Annotated in this window: 15 protein-coding genes and 1 other annotated feature; all 15 genes read right to left on the bottom strand. The window is 48.2% G+C overall.

Annotated elements, in window-relative coordinates; genetic code table 11:
- Positions 1 to 50 precede the first annotated feature (50 nt).
- Positions 51 to 335 (bottom strand) — a binding site (T-box leader).
- Positions 336 to 501: 166 nt separating this feature from the next.
- The gene (locus J2T16_RS20810; RefSeq protein WP_221786611.1) at positions 502 to 2,064 is read right to left on the bottom strand and encodes a LysM peptidoglycan-binding domain-containing protein; all 1,563 of its coding nucleotides are present in this window, start codon (positions 2,062 to 2,064) and stop codon (positions 502 to 504) included.
- Positions 2,065 to 2,257: 193 nt separating this feature from the next.
- Positions 2,258 to 3,178, bottom strand: a complete 921-nt coding sequence (locus J2T16_RS20805; protein ID WP_154890969.1) for an RluA family pseudouridine synthase — start codon at positions 3,176 to 3,178, stop codon at positions 2,258 to 2,260.
- A complete protein-coding gene (gene hemL, locus J2T16_RS20800; RefSeq protein ID WP_154960640.1) occupies positions 3,175 to 4,479 on the bottom strand; it encodes a glutamate-1-semialdehyde 2,1-aminomutase in 1,305 nt (434 codons plus the stop codon). The genes J2T16_RS20805 and hemL overlap by 4 nt, the downstream gene beginning before the upstream one ends.
- 213 nt (positions 4,480 to 4,692) lie before the next feature.
- A complete protein-coding gene (gene hemB, locus J2T16_RS20795) occupies positions 4,693 to 5,694 on the bottom strand; it encodes a porphobilinogen synthase (RefSeq protein WP_090919123.1) in 1,002 nt (333 codons plus the stop codon).
- Between the two features lie 100 nt (positions 5,695 to 5,794).
- Positions 5,795 to 7,354 carry a uroporphyrinogen-III C-methyltransferase gene (gene cobA, locus J2T16_RS20790; RefSeq protein ID WP_253491734.1) on the bottom strand — a complete coding sequence of 520 codons (1,560 nt, stop codon included), beginning with the start codon at positions 7,352 to 7,354 and terminating at the stop codon, positions 5,795 to 5,797.
- 4 nt (positions 7,355 to 7,358) lie between these two features.
- Positions 7,359 to 8,309: a hydroxymethylbilane synthase gene (gene hemC / locus J2T16_RS20785; RefSeq protein WP_154960637.1), complete on the bottom strand. Its 951-nt coding sequence runs from the start codon at positions 8,307 to 8,309 to the stop codon at positions 7,359 to 7,361.
- Between the two features lie 2 nt (positions 8,310 to 8,311).
- A complete protein-coding gene (locus J2T16_RS20780; protein ID WP_499019159.1) occupies positions 8,312 to 8,962 on the bottom strand; it encodes a precorrin-2 dehydrogenase/sirohydrochlorin ferrochelatase family protein in 651 nt (216 codons plus the stop codon).
- A gap of 5 nt (positions 8,963 to 8,967) precedes the next feature.
- Positions 8,968 to 9,795: a cytochrome c biogenesis protein CcsA gene (gene ccsA, locus J2T16_RS20775; RefSeq protein WP_373323281.1), complete on the bottom strand. Its 828-nt coding sequence runs from the start codon at positions 9,793 to 9,795 to the stop codon at positions 8,968 to 8,970.
- A gap of 14 nt (positions 9,796 to 9,809) precedes the next feature.
- Positions 9,810 to 11,195 carry a glutamyl-tRNA reductase gene (gene hemA, locus J2T16_RS20770; RefSeq protein ID WP_090919132.1) on the bottom strand — a complete coding sequence of 462 codons (1,386 nt, stop codon included), beginning with the start codon at positions 11,193 to 11,195 and terminating at the stop codon, positions 9,810 to 9,812.
- 342 nt (positions 11,196 to 11,537) lie between these two features.
- Complete coding sequence (yihA, locus tag J2T16_RS20765) at positions 11,538 to 12,203, bottom strand: ribosome biogenesis GTP-binding protein YihA/YsxC (RefSeq protein WP_221786602.1); 666 nt, start codon at positions 12,201 to 12,203, stop codon at positions 11,538 to 11,540.
- 234 nt (positions 12,204 to 12,437) lie between these two features.
- Positions 12,438 to 14,777, bottom strand: coding sequence for an endopeptidase La (gene lon, locus J2T16_RS20760; protein WP_499019158.1), 2,340 nt, complete (start codon positions 14,775 to 14,777; stop codon positions 12,438 to 12,440).
- Positions 14,778 to 14,863: 86 nt separating this feature from the next.
- Positions 14,864 to 16,621 (bottom strand): ATP-dependent protease LonB, encoded by a 1,758-nt coding sequence (gene lonB, locus J2T16_RS20755; RefSeq protein ID WP_499019157.1) that lies wholly within the window; start codon positions 16,619 to 16,621, stop codon positions 14,864 to 14,866.
- 238 nt (positions 16,622 to 16,859) lie between these two features.
- Complete coding sequence (gene ispG, locus J2T16_RS20750) at positions 16,860 to 17,957, bottom strand: flavodoxin-dependent (E)-4-hydroxy-3-methylbut-2-enyl-diphosphate synthase (RefSeq protein ID WP_090919140.1); 1,098 nt, start codon at positions 17,955 to 17,957, stop codon at positions 16,860 to 16,862.
- Positions 17,958 to 18,077: 120 nt separating this feature from the next.
- A complete protein-coding gene (gene clpX, locus J2T16_RS20745; RefSeq protein WP_090919142.1) occupies positions 18,078 to 19,331 on the bottom strand; it encodes an ATP-dependent protease ATP-binding subunit ClpX in 1,254 nt (417 codons plus the stop codon).
- A 12-nt stretch (positions 19,332 to 19,343) separates the two neighbouring features.
- Entirely contained in the window at positions 19,344 to 19,934 is a 591-nt protein-coding gene (gene clpP, locus J2T16_RS20740; protein WP_090919143.1) for an ATP-dependent Clp endopeptidase proteolytic subunit ClpP, read from the bottom strand.
- Between the last annotated feature and the right edge of the window lie 9 nt (positions 19,935 to 19,943).

Genomic DNA, 19,943 nt, shown 5'->3' with positions numbered 1-19,943 from the left:
CTCCGTTACGTCATCTTCATCGCTAAAAAAACAAAAAAACCTTTCATCCATCAAAGGACGAAAGGTTAGCTTTCGCGGTACCACCTTTGTTTCACGCTGATAACAGAGATCATGGTTCATGCTCTCAATCGGACGGCGTGACACTTCAAGCAGATAACGGCTGCGACCGGCCTATCCTACCTCCGAGGTTAATGAATGTATTACATCCACCTCCAGTACTCAAACAGGCAACTCCCGGGCGACTTCGATCAGTTGGTTCCTGCGGAATCTCACAGCGCATCGATCCCACTCTCTGAAAGGTCATACTGTCTACTACTCCCGATCCACGTCATTATTCAAAAAATCCTAAACACATCATACCTTGCTCGTGCGTGATAGTCAACCTGACAACAGCGGAACGAGGTTATTAGACAACCAAAATGTTCAAAAACAGGTACAACCCGCAATTCCTATGAGGAATTACGGGCTGTTTTATAGGATACGGTATCCTGAACCCAGTGACTAAGGAATATATAGAATCTGTCCTTCTTCAACAACCTGTTCAGTTAATCGATTATATAACTGAAGCTCCCTGGTGCTAAGCTGATATCTGTCTGCAATGGCATCGAGTGTTTCTTCGCGCTGTACGATGCACAGCTTGACTTTGCGGAATGGCGTCTGATCCACAATCGTACCCAGGAACAGATTTTTCCATTCTACATCTTCTGCCTGACGATCCTCTTCCGAAACAACTCCATCTGAAACCTCCTCACTGCGTTCACCCTCAACTTCACGGACGGCCCGGCCGGATGATAACAGAGAAGAAATGCCCACGCCTTCTTCTTCTCTTCGTGACGATTCTTTCTTGCTACCAAAAGCAACCTTAAGCTCTGGCTTGTCTTCCGCCTCAGCTATTGCCTCAGGGAGGAATTCCTCATTCTGTAACAGCGAGGCTTCCTCTGCCACTTCCAGTGAAGGCCGATCTTCTTCGGGCTGAGCCGGTTCAGATCCAGCAAATACATCTTGCCAGTTCTCGGTCTGCGGCTGTGCCACAGCATTCGAAATGAACTGCTCTTCTTGCGAACCACTTGACCGCGCTTCTTCAAAGTGCCATACCTCAGGCGTGGTCTCTTCAAGAGGTTTCCAAGCTGCTTCAGAACGCGCCTGCTCAGAAGCCTCTGAACTCCATAATCCTGAATTTTCGGATACACTATTTACCGAAGGTTCAGACCATGCTGAGGCTTCATCTTCTATCGGAAGCAATGGCTCCGCTTCAGGATAAGAAGCTAGTCTGTCAGCCGTTTCAGCCATGAATGACGAGATTGGAGAAGGGACTTCATGCATTTCATGTGATGCCTGTGATGGTACAATCCCCTCATCTGAATCAGGCAATCTATTTTCATCCGATTCATCCGTTGAAGCAACATCAGATGGTAGTGGCTCGGCAGATGACTGGTTCCAGTAGGCTTGCGATAGTTCTTCATACCCTGATTGCTGTTCACTTCTTGGCGACAAATCAGCAGATTCCGGAGAACCATATGCAACAAGCTCAGCCGCATTCGCCAGCTCTTGCTCTTCGTTACGCAACCCGGCTTGTTCCGACAGCTCCAACAGCTCGGACTGCTCTGTCTGACTCAATTCGTTCTCTCTGCTGTCAGGCTGAGCCTCGGGGGAATGAACAACCGTGAATTCATCTGCCGACCACACTTGTGGCTCCTCGACCGGGAAACCTTCAATCCCTCGCAGGGACAGTACACCTGTAATGTTCAGACTTCGACTGGATAACAGGTCTACATCAAAATTTTCAATCTCGATTGAAATATCATCAATGGATCTAACCCGGTTCAATGGCACGGTAATTTCGACTGGAATAAAATGCTTTAATTCCTCCGAATCCTCGCTCTCCCCCCGGTATGTTCCTGTAAGTAGCAGATGCCCCCTCAAGGTGGCATGGTCGTCCTGTCCAATCACCTGAATACGCGGATAGAGTTCAATTTCCTCCAATTCCTCAATGGCAGGCACTCCCTCAGACAAATGAACGCGCTCATAAATATCGAACCGCAAACCGTATGGTTGATTCAACAAAGGTGGCGTCCTCCTTTCGGCATATGTTCACCATGATCCTTCTCATGGGACTGATCCATGGTCCAATCCTTCGTTACCCATCTATATGCCTGAACTAGGGTGGGCATGCCACCTTTGTTAAAAAAGCCCGTTCTGTTTGATACACTTTTTAAACACCTTAGAAAGCCAAAAACAAAAAAACAGACCCAGTAAATCAGGTCTGTCCTTCTACGCTATGACTCTCCCTCGCTGCCAATTGTTCAAAATCCGCTGGCCAGGGGTCTTGTACTTCAATTAAGGCTCCGGTTAATGGATGGTTAAAGCTCAGCACTTCGCCATGCAATGCCTGCCTGCCTATGATGTCCGAACGCCCCCCGTACAGTTTGTCACCGACAAGAGGGTAGCCAGCATAGCTGAGATGCACGCGAATCTGGTGTGTACGCCCTGTTTCCAGCTTCAGACGTACCAGCGTTGCCCTCTCCCATACATGCACGATGTCCACATGAGTAATTGCATCCTGGCCTCCTTCGGAGACACGTCTGCGTTGCTTGTGGTGCCTGTCCTTACCAATCGGCGCATCAATCTTGCGGAGATCACTGGGTACTTGTCCGCCTGTGATAGCAACATACTGACGATCAATTGCTTTGAGACGCATCGCTTCATCCAGTTTCGCGAGCGCAAAAGCATTTTTGGCATATAAAACAGGACCGGTCGTATCTTCATCCAGACGATGAACATGACGTACACTGGTCTCGATCCCATTGATCTCATAATACGAAGCTACCGCATGATCCAGCGTAACGACCTGTTCTTCACGACTTCCATCCGGATGAAGCTTCATACCGGCCGGTTTGTGCACGACGAGACAGAAATCATCCTCATACAATACATCCAGATCAGCCCAGCGTGTCTCCACACCCAGCGGTTGCACAGCAAAAAGGGCCAGCCGAAGCCGGTCCCCTGCTAGCTGTACTCCCTGGGTTGCCTTGAGCTGACGCAGCAACTTCTCCGGGAACTTGAGTTCAGACAGGAGCCACTGTTCAGCAGCAGCTTGTCTGTCCTCTTTTCCAGTCACCGCCTTGCCTGGCATCAGCTCAAGCCATTGACCGCGACGTTTCCAGCTTTTTATACTCATAGCGACTGCAAAGCCTTACGGTTGGCCTCAATGGTATCCTCGATATCCTGCTCCGTATGCACACCGGACACAAACATCCCTTCATACTGGGACGGCGCCACGCTAACGCCTTGATCAATCATCGCTGCAAAATAACGGCGGAACTGATCCAGGTTGCTTTCTTTGGCAATATCATAATTCGTTACCGGTACAGCACTGAAGAATGGGCACACCATTGAACCGACACGGTTAATTGTTACCGCCACACCTGCTTCTGCTGCATTTTTCTCGAATCCAGCCTGCAAACGTGCAGACAACATCTCCAAACGATCATAAACTTCCGGTGTCAAAAGTTTCAGCGTCGTATAACCTGCAGCCATAGCCAGCGGATTACCACTTAGTGTACCCGCCTGATAGATTGGGCCTGTCGGCGCAATCTGTTCCATCAGATCTCGGCGACCGCCATATGCTCCTACAGGAAGACCGCCGCCGATAACTTTACCCAGACACGTTAAATCCGGTGTAACGCCAAAACGACCTTGTGCACAGTGAAGTCCTACACGGAAACCCGTCATCACCTCATCAAAGATGAGCAGGCTTCCATACTCCGTAGTCACACTACGCAATCCTTCCAGAAAACCGGCAGCTGGAGGTACGACACCCATATTGCCAGCAACTGGCTCCACGATTACACCCGCAATTTCTTCTCCGTATCGTTCAAAGGCAAGACGCACGGACTGCAGATCATTGTAAGGAACCGTGATTGTATTCACGGCCACACCTTCGGGCACTCCAGGACTGTCCGGCAATCCCAGGGTGGCTACCCCTGATCCAGCTTTGATCAGCAAACTGTCGGCATGGCCATGGTAGGAACCTTCAAATTTCAAAATTTTACTACGTCCCGTTGACCCGCGCGCCAATCGAATGGCACTCATCGTTGCTTCCGTACCGGAATTCACCATGCGCACGATATCGATGGAAGGCACACGCTCGCACACCAGCTTTGCCATCTCTGTCTCAAGCAGGGTTGGTGCACCGAAACTTGTGCCCTTAAGAGCTGTCTCCCGGAGTGCTTCCACAACTTCAGGATGAGCATGTCCCATAATCAGCGGGCCCCATGAACCTACGTAATCAATGAACACATTGCCATCAATATCGTAGATTTTGGAGCCCTCACCGCGTTCGACATAGATCGGTGTGAGTCCGACAGATTTGAATGCCCGAACCGGACTATTCACTCCTCCAGGTATGTACTGCTTGGCTTCCTCAAATGCGCTGCGTGAGCGCTCATCATTGCGACGATTGCCTTGTTGTGCAGTCAATGAACATCCTCCTTATTGTAAAGGCCTCGCTTGCAGAGAGACTGATGCATTTAATGACTAGATAAGTTGAACTCAAGCTGCCCTCTCCGTTTCAGTGTAAATGATCTGTTCAACTTACATAGTCTGCCGCACCACTCTCTAAAAAAGCAAGGTCTATAGGTTTTATTGGCATAGATAAAGAACATATATGGTTACTCGTTGGTAGTCATTGGTTTACTTTTCAGCCAGCCATCTTGATGCATCTTTGGCGTAATACGTAATAATCATATCTGCCCCGGCACGTTTCATGCTGAGCAAGATTTCCATGGCCACCTTTTTCTCATCAATCCATCCTTGAATTGCGGCCGCCTTCACCATTGCATACTCCCCGCTTACATTATAAGCAACGAGCGGAAGATCAAACTGATCCTTGATGGTACGCATAATATCGAGATAGGAAAGTGATGGTTTCACCATCAGCATGTCCGCTCCCTCCAGCACATCCGTTTCCGCTTCGCGCAACGCTTCTCGAGCATTCGCCGGGTCCATCTGATAGGATTTCCGGTCTCCGAATTGCGGTGTGGAATCTGCTGCTTCACGGAACGGGCCATAAAATGCTGAAGCGTATTTGACGGAATAAGACATAATCGGAATATGATTAAATCCATTCTCATCCAGCCCTGCACGAATAGCCTGTACAAATCCATCCATCATATTAGACGGTGCGATAATATCTGCGCCTGCCTTCGCTTGCGATACGGCCGTTTTCACCAGCAGTTCCAAGGACTCGTCATTCAGAACATCGCCGCAGATATGTCCATCAATCTCCGTAGTGTGCACCATTCCGCAGTGACCATGATCGGTGAATTCACATAGACAAGTGTCTGCAATCACCAGCAATTCGGGGTACCAGGATTTGATCAATCTCGTCGCTTCCTGCACAATGCCATCCTCTGCAAAACCGGATGAACCTACACTGTCTTTTGTTTCCGGAATCCCGAACAGCAGTACAGCCGGAATGCCAAGCTCTGCGATTTCCGTGACTTCTTCCTGCAGACGGTCCAGCGAGAAACGGAATACACCCGGCATCGATTTAATCTCGGACTTTACATTTTCACCGTATGTGACATAGATCGGTTGAATAAAATCATCCACAGTCAAGTGTGTCTCTCTTACCATGTTGCGAATACCTGCCGATTGACGTAAACGGCGATGACGTACGATTGGAAAACCCATCTATCTTTTACCTCCTAGAATTTCATTTTGTAAAAAGGGAAGCGCGCTGGTTCTTCTCGAATTCAGCACGCTTCATATGTTCAGCCGAAGCTAGTCCAACTTAATTGTTGACAATACCGACACTGCCAGCACGTTTCCACTCACACAAAACATCGATCAAGCTAGTCATTGTCGCTTCTTTCGCCATAAGAGTAACCTCCAGTCCGGCAGCCTCCGCAGTCTTCGCGGTAACCGGACCAATACAAGCAACCTCTACTCCCTTCAGCAACGGCAACGGATCTTCCACACCCATTCGTTTCAGCATCTTCATGAAGTTTTTCACGGTGGATGAGCTTGTAAAGGTCACTGCATGAATACCGCCCTCTTCAAGAAGCTTAAGTAATTCATCATCATCCTCACCTGCAAGAATGGTGTCATAGATGATCGCCTCGGTAACGTGCAGTCCGCGTGCTGACAATTGCTCCGGCAACCACGACCGTGCGAGATCACCGTGTGGAATCAGCACGTTCTGGCCTGCCTTCAACTCACTTTCAAATGCTTCAAGCATGCCTTCCGCCTGAAAAGGCCCTTTGACAACTTCGGGTGCAATACCGTGCTTGCGCAGTGCTTCTGCCGTAGATGGTCCTACTGCTGCAATTCTCGCCTGATGAAGCGAGCGAATGTCCTTACCTTCGTTTTCCAGATGACGGAAGAAAAACTCCACGCCATTGACACTTGTGAAAAAGACCCAATCAAACGTATTTAACGCATGCAGCGCATCTTTGACACTTTGTTTGGAGGATTCACTAGACGGCATAACCGTCTCAATGACTGGGAACTCATAGGGTTCACCACCGAGTTCTTCAATGCGATTCACCAGTTCACTCGCCTGACTGCGAGCACGGGTAACCAGAATTCGTTTGCCAAACAGCGGCAGCACCTCTGCCCATTTCAATTGCTCCCGCTGGTTGACCACATCTCCAACAACGATGACAGCTGGTGGCTGAAAATTCGCCGCAATGACTTTGGCTTCGATATTTTCCAGCGTTCCCGTGATGGTATCCTGTTCCGCCCGAGTTCCCCAACGTACAAGCGCCACAGGTGTGCTGGCCGGACGGCCATGACGAATGAGCTGTTCGCTAATATAGCCGATCTTGGCAACCCCCATCATAAACACCAGTGTGCCCGTAGCGTTGGTTACTTTATCCCATTGAATACTGCGATCCAGCTTGTCTGGACTTTCATGTCCGGTAATGATCGAGATGGAGGAAGCATAATCCCTATGTGTCACCGGAATACCTGCATATGCCGGCACGCTGATGGCTGCGGTTACTCCAGGTACAATCTCAAACGGAATACCGTTTTTGTGCAGCAACTCTGCCTCTTCCCCTACCCGTCCGAATATGGTCGGATCTCCGCCTTTCAAACGCACAACCACTTTGCCTTCAAGCGCCAAATCCACAAGTAGCTGGTTAATCTCTTCCTGTTTCATCGTATGTCGATCCGGTCGTTTCCCCACATAAATTTTGACTGCACCGGGTTTCATCAGTTTCAACAATCGCGGACTCGCGAGTCGATCATAAACCACGGCGTCAGCCTTGCCTATGCTTTCCCAACCTTTTACCGTAATCAGCCTTGCATCCCCAGGACCCGCACCTACCAAAAAGACTTTCCCCGCCATGCCTTCATCCCCTAACTTCTGCCAGTATCTGTTCAGCCCCGCGATCAATTAACTTCCAAGCCACTTCTTCTCCCAGGCGAACCGGATCTTTGCCGCTCAATGTTTCTTTCAAAATCAGCCTGCCATCCGGCATCCCAACCATTCCCGTTAATTGTAACTTGTTTTCACTGTTCAGGGAATCATCTCCTGGCATCCACACCGCATGTGCGCCGATCGGCACCTGGCACCCTCCGTTTAAGACACTCAGGAAACGACGCTCTGCCATGACCGGCGCAGCTGTTGCTGGATCGTTATAGAGGGTGAGCAAATGTAGTAGCTCCTCGTCATCCTCACGGCACTCAATGCCAAGAGCGCCTTGGCCTACAGCAGGAAGGCAGGCTTCCTCAGACAAATATTCGGTAATTCGATCCTCCCAGCCCATCCGATACAAGCCTGCTGCTGCCAAAATAATGGCGTCCAGGCCTTCGGTTTCGAGCTTCCGCAGACGTGAGTCGATATTGCCACGAATCGATTCCAGCTGAAGATCAGGTCGGTACGCCTTCAACTGACTTGATCTCCGCAGACTGCTTGTTCCAACCCGGGCACCCTCTGGGAGTTGATCCAGCGTAAGCCCGCCGCGAGAGACTAACGCATCCCGAGGATCAGCTCGACGGGGAACGGCACCGTTAACAAGCCCTTCAGGAAGCTCGGAAGGCATGTCCTTCATACTGTGCACGGCCATATCGATGGTGTGATCAAGCATTGCCTGTTCAATCTCTTTAACAAACAAACCTTTACCACCTACTTTGGACAAAGTCACATCCAGAATGAGATCTCCCTTTGTCACGATCTTATGTACCTCAAAGTCAAAAGCTAAACCTTCCCGCTCACAAATATTGCGTAGGTCCTGAATCACATAGCCGGTCTGGGTTAGTGCCAGAGCGCTTTGTCTGCTGCCCACTTTAATTGTCCGCATATCTACATTTCCTCCTGATTACGGGATATCCAGTTCCCGATTTTTTCTTCGCTCCACCACTCAAACTGACCCGTTCGTATCGTATCCAAAATGTCCATTTCCGTTAGACGGCGCAGTAGCGTACTTCTTACAGTTGGAGGCAGCCCGCGAGATTTAATCTCCATTCTCATCTGATGTAAAAAATCAAGATACGTCTCGTATTCATCTCCAAACTGTTGTTCAAGCAAAGCACGAATCTCGGCCGCCGCGGCAGGTCCTGCACCGGCAGTCGAGATGGCAATGCTTAACCGCCCTCGTCTAACCACACTCGGCGTAATAAAACTGCTATTACCGGAAGACATCGCATCGTTCACCAGTATTGCCCCAGTTTCAGCTTCTTGAACTACTGCATAATTAACATGCGGATCGTCCGTTGCTGCATATACGAGAAAGGCCCCCCGCAAATCTCCATTGCGGTAGGACCGGGCTATCCACTCGATTCGGGATTCCTGATGCAATTGTTCGAGAGTGGGCGTAAGCAGAGGGCTGACGACCGTAATTCGGACCTCAGTCTGCAACAATCCTCTTACTTTACGCTCAGCAACACGTCCTCCACCGATCACGAGAACAGATTTGTCTGAAGTATTTACATAAATCGGCGTGTAGTGTTCCATATCCTTCACTCTCCCGTCCAGCGATGAAACGCCGAATACGCATTGGATAAAAAGCTCATGATGACAAGTGCATATCCAATCAATGTCCATCTGGACATGATCATCATCGAAAATTGCTTTCTTCTCTTGACTACGAAATAACCAACATAGATGGCAATCGCGAGACCCGTCGCAATCACCTTCAGATCAAGCAACAGATGCCACCGTCGTTCCGCAACGATGGACAATACAGCCAGTACAACGGATACTCCCAGAAGCGGAGTACCAATCAATGTGGCACCATCCATATATTTTCCAATGACCTCCAAGCTGGGTAAACGCCGTACCGTATCATTCCATTTTTTGTTTTTCAACTTATGGTGCAAGAACAGGTACAACAACGCAAAGACCGAAGCAACCGTTAAAGCTGCAAAGCCCAGATTAGCCAGTGTAATGTGCATAATTAACAAACCGTGAACCGTCTGCCAGTTGTGCAACGAGATTTCGCCCGCTGTAAACCACAACCGGTTCAAAACCGTTACCGAGAATCCAACGATATTGAGTAGCAGGATAACAAACTCTGAGCGTTGAACCCGGGTCATAATCAATGACATCAGCACAATGCTGAACGAAAAAATAAACAAAAAATCAAATGTAGTATAGATCGGGAAGTGACCTTCAGCCCACATTCGCATGATAACATGGGTCACTTGCAGTCCCCAAACAACAACAAGAAACCCTGTGCCTGTCCGCTTCGCCCCCGCATTGCGTCGAATGCAGTCCGAGAAATAGAACAGTAGGCTCAGGGCATACATATAAATTAAAGCTTCATAGACTTGTTCAGCAAGGGTCAAGTTGCCCACCTGCCTTATACGCCTGCCGGGACATAAGCCGGCACGGGGTCTTGCCGGTTTTCGTTCAGGTGAATCGCTGGTTTGCCCAGAGCTGTTGCATCGCTCTGATTCACTTTTTCTGCAGCCACTTCCACTGCATCCTCCAGCGCGAAAATCTGCGTAAACATGCGCAGTGCTTCATCACCTTGCTTCGTACCTGCCATTTCCTTAATCCGATTAATCGGATCGGTTGTCATTTGGTTGACAATGCTTTTTGTCAAACGACGAATGACTTTACGCTGATGCTCATCCAGCTCCGGAAGCTTGTTGAACAGACTATCCATTGTTTCTTCATGAATGGATACGCCCTTCTCTTGCAACGCCCGAATAACTGGGCGAACGCCGAGTGTTCTGAGCCACTGGTAATAATCTTCCATCTCCAGTTCGATCATTCTCTCAATCTTCGCAGCTTCGACCTTACGCATCTCCAGATTGCTCTCCACAATGCCTTCCAGATCATCAATATCGTAGAGAAATACGTTAGAGATTTCGCCAATTGCCGGATCAATATCGCGTGGTACGGCAATATCAATCAGGAACAGCGGACGTGCTTGCCGGCGCTTCATGCTCTCCCGGACAATACCTGCATCGAGAATATAACGTTCTGCTCCTGTAGAGCTGATGACGATGTCTACTTCACCCAGTCTCGTGAGTGCCTGCTCCATCGTACACGGCGTTCCCCGGAATTTGCTGGCAAGTTCCTCGGCTCTGGCAAGCGTCCGGTTGGCCACGATAACTTCAGATGCACCGTTGGCATACAGATGTTTTACGGTAAGTTCACTCATTTTGCCGGCACCCAAAATAAGTACCTTTTTGTCTGTAAACATACCAAAAATCCGCTTGCCCAGTTCAACCGCAGCATAGCTGACAGAAACGGCACTCTCCCCGATGGAAGTTTCCGAATGTGCCCGCTTGCCCAAGGTAACCGCCTGTTTAAACAATTGGTTAAACCAAGTTCCGGTAGCTTTCTCTTCCTGTGCTTTGAAAAAAGCCTGTTTCACTTGGCCGAGAATCTGAGTCTCTCCAATGACCATCGAATCCAGTCCGCAAATGACCCGGAACAGATGGCGCATGGCTTGATCATCCTCATATATATATAAGTGTTGCGTAAATTCTTCCCGCGGAACGTTAAACCATTGCTCCATGAATGTTCGAATAAAATAACCGCACATGTGAAGACGGTCGACCACAACGTACAATTCCGTACGATTACAAGTGGCTACGATTACACCTTCCAATACACTCTTGGTCAGCTTGAGCTGCTGCAGCGCTTCAGACAAGTCCTTTTCTGCAAATGTGAATCGTTCTCTGACCTCTACAGGCGCCGTGCGATAATTCAAACCAACAACAACGATGTGCATTGCAAGTTCACCTGCCTAATAAATTTCCAATCAAAGTGCTTACTGTATATCTCTATCCAGTTCAGATTGACATAGTTAATTATATCACACATCAAGTCCATCACTCGCCCATTTTTATGAAATGTTTATGAAATCAACATGATGATTATCATATGCATTGTGATATATTGTAGTGTCTCACGAATGTACACCCTTATTCGTTATATGGAACGAATAGTGAATATTTGAGAAAACGGAGATTTCTGCAAACCTGTTCAAGACTGCTTATAACAAATAGTCATGGAATCATTCCATGACTATCTAGGTGCGGGATACATGATGTGTTGTTTCAAATATTATAGGTTAGTAATTGTCATCCCCAGCTGTTTGAACAGTTTCTCCAGCCTCGTGATCCGCCTCTTCTTCAACTGGTGCGTACTTGTCTACGCGGGCGTGGCGGGTAATAATATCCCACAGTTCTTCCTTGCCCAGACCTTCCTCGGATGAAAAAGGGACAAACAAGTCGCCTGATCGAAGACCCAGTGCTTCCTTGATGACTTTAATGTGCTTGGCTCTGCGTGTCTTGGGAATCTTGTCCATTTTCGTAGCCACAACGACCAGCGGCAGACCATGATGGCGTAGCCATTCATTCATCATTTTGTCATCCTTGGATGGCTCATGTCTCATGTCCACCATCTGCATCACAAGCTTCAATTCATCCCGTTGTAGCAAGTACTTTTCCATCATTTTACCCCAGGCAAAACGTTGCTCTTTGGATACTTTGGCGTACCCGTAACCCGGAAAATCGACGAAATACAGATCCTGATTGATCTTATAATAGTTCAGTTGCTGGGTTTTACCCGGAGTTGAACTTGTACGCGCCAGATTTTTACGATTGATCAATCGGTTGATCAGTGATGACTTGCCCACATTGGAGCGCCCCGCCAGGGCAATCTCCGGCAGACCGTCATCTGGATATTGTTCAGGCCGAACGGCACTAATTATAAATTCAGATTGATTGACTTTCAAATTGCATCTTTCCTCTCTTAAACTCCTGTCTTGCAAGCATAACATTTCCACATTTTCATCCCGTATTATGCCATCATTCCTTCTATCATATCAAAAAAAACCTCTCCTGTACCCAAAAAAACAACTTTTGTACTCGAAAAACATCAGATTATCACGAAAAAAACCGTTCAAGCGGACGCCGAAGCCCCCGCCGAACGGTCTACTCTCCATTTAATCTTTGCGGATAAGTGTCGGTTACAGATGAATGCCTGCCTGTTCCACAAGAGCATGCTGCAACACCTGATCCATATGAGCTACGGGCACAAATTCCACATCTTCCTTGATGCTATCCGGAATGTCGCGCAGATCTCTTTCGTTATCCTTAGGTAACAATATTTTTTTGTAACCCGCACGGTGGGCTGCAAGTGACTTTTCTTTCAAGCCGCCAATCGGCAACACCCGTCCGCGTAATGTAATTTCACCTGTCATAGCAATGTCTTTCGACACATGTTTATTCGTCAGAGCTGAGATCAAGGCTGTTGCCATCGTAATACCGGCTGATGGGCCGTCTTTAGGGATGGCACCTTCCGGTACGTGGATGTGAATGTCGTTCTTCTCATGGAAATCAGACGCAATGCCGAGCTGTGCTGCTTTCGAACGTGTATAACTGAAAGCTGCCTGAGCAGATTCTTTCATAACGTCTCCGAGCTTACCCGTAAGCGTCAGCTTGCCTGTTCCCGGCACCACGGTTACTTCGATCACAAGCGTGTCTCCGCCCACCTCAGTCCATGCAAGCCCGGTCACCGTACCAATCTGATCTTCCAGCTCAGCCATGCCATAGCGGAATTTGCCCGGACCGAGATAGTCCTTAACATCATCCGGCGAGATCACGATCTGACCCTCTACACCGGATACGATATTTTTAGCCGCCTTCCGGCAAAGTGATGCCATTTGCTGTTCCAGATTTCTCACACCCGATTCACGCGTATACTCACGAATGACTTTTAGCAAGCTATCCTCTGGCACTTCCAGTTGGTCTTCTTCGAGACCGTGATCCTTCTTCTGTTTGGGAAGCAAATAGTTTTTGGATATTTGCAACTTCTCCAGCTCGGTGTAACCCGGAATATTCAGCATTTCCATACGATCCAATAATGGACGCGGAATGTTGTGCACCGTGTTCGCAGTAGTTATGAACATAACGTTAGATAAGTCAAAAGGCAACTCCACAAAGTGATCACTAAACGTATTGTTCTGCTCCGGATCCAACACCTCCAGCAATGCAGACGAAGGGTCTCCACGGAAGTCTGAAGCCATTTTGTCGATCTCATCCAGCAAAAATACAGGGTTAAGCGATCCTGCTGTTTTCATCCCCTGAATAATACGTCCAGGCATCGCACCTACGTAGGTACGGCGGTGTCCACGAATCTCTGCTTCATCTCGCACGCCACCGAGGGAGATACGCACAAATTCCCGACCGAGTGATCTTGCGATTGAACGGGCCAGAGAGGTTTTACCTACCCCTGGAGGGCCAACTAGGCAAAGGATCGGACCTTTGAGTTTTTTGACAAGTTTCTGCACGGCCAGATACTCCAATACACGTTCCTTGGGTTTCTCCAGACCGTAATGGTCGGCGTTTAGCACATCTTCGGCCTTCTGGATATCCAGATCATCATCCGTCACCTGGCTCCAAGGTAACGCAAGTAGCCAATCCACATAGTTGCGGATGACACCACCCTCGGCAGAACTTGCAGGCATTTTCTCCAGTCGATCAATTTCCTTCTCGACCTTCTCCTTCACCTTGTCCGGCAGGCCCTGACTTTCCATCTGATTACGAAGTTCTTCCACTTCGCCCGCACGGCCCTCTTTTTCACCGAGTTCCTTCTGAATCGCCTTCATCTGCTCACGCAAATAGTATTCTTTCTGGGTTTTCTCCATCTGTTTCTTTACACGTTGGCTGATCTTGCGTTCAAGCTCCAGCACTTCACGCTCATTATTCAGGATGTCCAGCAGTTTCTCCAGACGTTCCCGAACGTCGATGGTCTCCAGAATTTCCTGTTTGTCCTTGATTTTCAGAGACAAATGGCTTGTAATAACGTCCGCAAGACGCCCCGGTTCTTCAATGTCTGATACGGCAGCGAGTGTCTCGGGGGTTACTTTTTTGGACAGATTGATATAATTCTCGAACTGGTTCAGAACGGTACGCATGAGGGCATCTGTCTCGGGATGAGCGTTCTCTTCCTCAGGCAGTTCTAGCGCCAGCACCTCGTAGTATTCTTCGTTGTCCGTATATTCAATAATTTCAGCCCGTTCCAAGCCTTCCACAAGTACTCGGATCGTTCCGTTGGGTAGCTTTAACATCTGTCTTACCTTAGCTACGGTTCCAATGCGGAAAATATCCTCTCGTGTAGGTTCCTCAATATTTACCTCGGCTTGGGAACATAGGAGAATCAAATGTTCTTCTACCATCGCTTTTTCTAAAGCCTTGACCGATTTCTCCCGGCCCACATCGAGATGCAGCACCATACTCGGGTAGACGAGAAGTCCTCTTAAAGGCAGTAAAGGAAAACGACGACCTTTCGATTTGCTCGGTCCCATCGCTTTCGCACCTCCAATGGCTCTCAGGTTGTAGTCATTCATTATTCTATCAAATGTTCACATAAAAAACCAATGAAGGGAAGCGCTTAGCAGCTTCCCGAATCTGTAACTCGCCCTGGACGAGGTGACTCTGCCCTTAAAAAGGAGGCGGATGCCGGAGGAAAGATCTCCGGTTTAGGTAATGCCGTCTCTTCTGCAACTACCTGCTGTTCCACTTGTTGCGCTCCCGGTTCCCAACCAAAGACTTCACGGAATACATCCTGAACCGTATCTACTGGGATCACCCGCAAGCCATCCAGATTGTCAAAAATGGACTGCCAATTCTCCGCCGGTATAATGACCGTCTTCGCCCCAGCCTGGAAAGCCGCCTCCACCTTCGCCAGTACACCGCCAATCGGTTTAACGCGGCCATGGATACTAATCTCGCCTGTCATAGCAATCTCGTGGTCTACAGGGCGTCCTTGAATGGCTGAAGCGATTGCTGTAGCCATGGCAATTCCGGCCGATGGACCATCAATCGGCGTGCCTCCCGGAAAATTCACATGTAAATCATAATCACTCGTGCGGATACCCATCGCTTTCAAGACGGTTAACACATTTTCAACCGAACCTTTAGCCATACTTTTCCGCCGTAGTGTACGGGAACCGCCTCCAATCTCTTCCTCATCCACGACGCCTGTGATGTTGATGCGGCCCTGGTCTTTCGGTGCAGGAACCGCTGACACCTCAATCTCCAAAATGGTACCCATATTCGGTCCGTAAACAGCGAGCCCATTGACAAACCCGACCTGCGGCTGTGAAGGCACCTTACGATCCGGCCTTGGCTGGATCTGACTGCTCCCAGCAATCCACTCGACATCAGAAGCCTGAAGAGTCTCACGCTTTTCAGTGAGTGCAAGTCCAGCGGCTAGCTGAATGATATTGACCGCTTCACGCCCATTGGTCGCATATCGCTTGACCACATCAACGGCATCCGGACAAGGACTGAACCCGATTTTCTGAACAGCATCTTCCGCAATCCTTCCAATCTCCTCTGGTAACAATGGACGGAAATAGACCTCCATACACCGTGAACGTAAGGCAGGAGGAAGCTCATGCGGGGAACGTGTCGTTGCTCCAACCAGACGAAAATCAGCAGGCAACCCATTCTGGAAAATATCATGGATATAAGCAGGAGTATGCGTGTCTTCGGAGTTATAGTACGCACTTTCCAAAAAGACCTTGCGGTCTTCCAGCACTTTGAGCAGTTTATTCATCTGAATGGAATGTAATTCTCCAATTTCATCAATAAAAAGCATACCACCATGTGCCTTGGTCACCGCACCCGGCTTCGGTTGAGGAATTCCCGCCACGCCCATAGCTCCTGCTCCCTGATAGATCGGATCATGAACGGAACCAATGAGTGGGTCCGCAATACCTCGCTCATCAAAACGAGCCGTTGTGGCATCCAGCTCCGTAAATTTAGCATCGGCTTTGAAGGGAGAAGTCGGGTTTTTCTTCGCTTCTTCCAGCACTACCCTTGCGGCTGCCGTTTTCCCTACTCCCGGCGGGCCATATATAATCACATGTTGCGGATTGGCACTACATAAAGCGGCCTTGAGTGCACGTAGTCCGTCTTTTTGCCCAACAATATCGTTAATGGTGGCTGGACGTGTCTTCTCCGCCAGTGGCTTCGTCAGTGATATCGAACGTAGCTTGCGCAGCTTCTCCAGTTCTTTTCGCGATTCACGCTCAACAGCAGTTCGATTCGTTTTCTGGCCTCGTAGCAAGTTCCAGAAGTATAATCCGATCACCACGCCAAAAAATAACTGTATCAACATGAATACCATGCCAAACTCACCCATATCTCAACATCCTCCTGTTCTGTCCTTCTTCTCATCTGTAATCATGCTAATACTTGGTAGTATAGCCTTTTCGACGAGACGTAAACGGAACAAGACGAATTTGTGCTTGATAATTTATTCATGAGCAAGCAAAAAGCCCGCCACGTATGGCAGGCTTTCACATTACAACTATTTAAACGTATCACTATCGCTTGGATGATAGGAGCCATTTCTTTTTGGGAACACTTGTACAAAAAAATTAGTGCGAACGCCCAGGGATAACCCCTGTTTCTTCATAAGCTTCAACAATTTTGTCGATTTCTTTTTTCAATTCCTCTACCATAATCTCTTCCGGCACTTTACGGATCATTTGTCCATGACGGAACAAAAGACCTTCTCCACGGGCACCGGCAATGCCAATATCCGCTTCTTTAGCTTCTCCTGGGCCATTTACCGCACAGCCCAGTACAGATACTTTGATCGGCACCTTAAGCTTGGAGATATACTCTTCCACTTCGTTGGCGATGGAGAAGAGATCAATATCCAAACGCCCGCAAGTTGGGCAAGAGATCAGTGTAGCCGCATTGGAGATGAGTCCAAAAGTTTTGAGCAGATCGCGCGCAACTTTAATCTCTTCTACTGGATCGGCACTAAGCGAAATACGCATCGTTGAACCAATTCCCATAGAGAGCAGTGCGCCCATACCCGCTGAACTTTTGATCGTGCCTGAAAACAGAGTTCCTGCCTCGGTAATGCCGAGGTGCAACGGATAAGGAATAATCTGAGCTGCCTTTGTATAAGCTTCAATAGCCATCGGTACATCCGACGCTTTGAGTGAAACGATAATATCGTGGAAATCAAGTTCTTCCAAAATACCAATGTGGAACAGCGCACTTTCGACCATAGCATCCGCAGTAGGATAGCCATACTTTTCAAGCAGATGATTCTCTAGTGAACCCGCGTTTACCCCGATTCGAATCGGAATCCCCTTTTCCTTACACGCCTTGACGACCTCTTCGACTTTAGCACGTTTACCGATGTTACCTGGATTGATCCGAACTTTATCAATGCCATTCTCGATAGCAAGCAAGGCAAGCTTGTAGTTAAAATGAATGTCTGCCACGAGCGGGATGTGAATCCGCTTCTTGATTTCCTTAATCGCTGCCGCAGCTTCCTCATTATTCACCGTTACACGTACCACTTGGCATCCGGCTTCTTCCAATCGCAAAATCTCTGCAACTGTCGCTTCAACGTCTGCTGTTTTGGTCGTACACATACTTTGAATAATAACTTCGTTACTGCCACCAATGGTCAAGTTCCCTACTTTTACGGGACGGGTGTCCTGTCTTAAATACATGAGTGATTTCTCTCCCCACAACGTCAAAGCTCCACTCTGACAAAAGACCATATATACGCCTTCTGCCCAAGTGGAGAACTGACAAGTCTATATTTCAAAGCTCAGCTGAAAGAATGCCAATTAGGCACTCTCTTCCTGCTTATCGTCCTTTGATTGGCCAAGTTCAGGCACAACTTTTTTCTCAACAACTTCTTCAGTAATGACACAGCTGGTCACGTCTTCACGTGAAGGAACTTCATACATGATTTCCAGCATGATGCCTTCAATGATTGCACGCAAACCACGTGCACCCGTGTTACGCTTGATTGCTTCTTTGGCAATCGCCAGCAATGCACCCGGTTCAAACACCAGATTCACATTGTCCAGCTCAAGCAGTTTTTGGTACTGCTTCGTCAGCGCATTTTTCGGTTCGGACAGAATCCGTACCAATGTATCCTCATCCAGCGGCTCCAAAGTAGAGATTACTGGCAGACGACCTACGAATTCCGGAATCAAACCGAATTTCAGCAAATCTTCTGGCAATACCATACCGAGGTACTCACCCGGTTTCAGATCTTTTTGCTCCGTTGCGGCGTTAAAGCCGATGACTTTTTTACCGATCCGGCGTTTGATCATTTGCTCCAGACCATCAAAGGCACCACCGCAGATAAACAAGATGTTGGTTGTATCAATCTGAATGAACTCTTGATGTGGATGCTTGCGCCCACCTTGTGGCGGAACCGAAGCAACTGTACCTTCAAGAATTTTCAGCAAAGCTTGCTGAACACCTTCACCGGATACGTCACGAGTAATGGACGGGTTCTCCGATTTACGTGCTACTTTATCAATCTCATCAATATAGATAATGCCGCGTTCTGCTTTTTCTACATCATAGTCAGCCGCTTGGATCAGCTTAAGCAGAATGTTCTCGACATCCTCACCCACGTATCCCGCTTCTGTCAATGAAGTTGCATCCGCAATAGCAAAAGGAACGTTCAGAATTTTCGCCATCGTTTGTGCAAGCAACGTTTTACCGGAACCCGTAGGTCCTAACAGCAAAATGTTACTCTTCGACAGCTCTACATCTTCAATCTTGCTTTGAGTATTAATCCGTTTGTAGTGGTTGTACACAGCTACGGACAAAGATTTTTTTGCTTGTTCCTGACCGATAACATATTGATCAAGAATATCACGGATTTCTTTTGGTTTCGGAATATCTTTCAGGTCCACTTCTTCATCGTGACCGAGTTCTTCCTCTACGATTTCGGTGCAAAGTTCAATACATTCATCACAGATGTATACGCCTGGTCCAGCGACCAGCTTGCGAACTTGCTCCTGAGATTTACCGCAAAAAGAGCATTTCAGCTGCCCTTTCTCATCGTTAAATTTAAACATGAAACCACCCCTTTAGGAATTGATCGGTCTGCTGAGCACCTGGTCAATAATGCCGTACGTTTTTGCTTCTTCCGCACTCATGAAAAAGTCACGGTCTGTATCCCGCTCAATTTTATCAAGGGGCTGACCTGTACGATCAACATATATTTGATTCAGTTTCTGACGAGTTTTAATGATCCATTCTGCGTGAATTTTAATGTCCGCAGCCTGTCCTTGAACGCCGCCAAGCGGCTGGTGAATCATGACTTCACTGTTCGTAAGCGCATATCTTTTGCCTGGAGCGCCCGCGGTCAGCAATAAAGAGCCCATGCTTGCTGCCATGCCTACGCAAATGGTCGATACATCCGGCTTGATAAATTGCATCGTATCGTATATACCCATCCCTGCCGTAACAGAACCACCAGGTGAATTAATATACAAGCTGATATCCTTCTCAGGATCGTCGGCTGCCAAAAACAAAAGCTGAGCTATGACAAGATTGGCTACATCGTCATCAATCGCACTGGTCAGAAAAATAATGCGATCCTTCAGCAAACGTGAATATATATCGTAAGAACGCTCGCCTCGATTGGTTTGTTCAACAACCATTGGCACCAGACTCATGAGACCAAC

The sequence above is a fragment of the Paenibacillus intestini genome (assembly GCF_030803945.1).
GTDB classification, from domain to species: domain Bacteria; phylum Bacillota; class Bacilli; order Paenibacillales; family Paenibacillaceae; genus Paenibacillus; species Paenibacillus polysaccharolyticus.
Note: the sequence above shows the minus strand (reverse complement) of the source record. Positions and strands in the feature narration are given on the sequence as shown.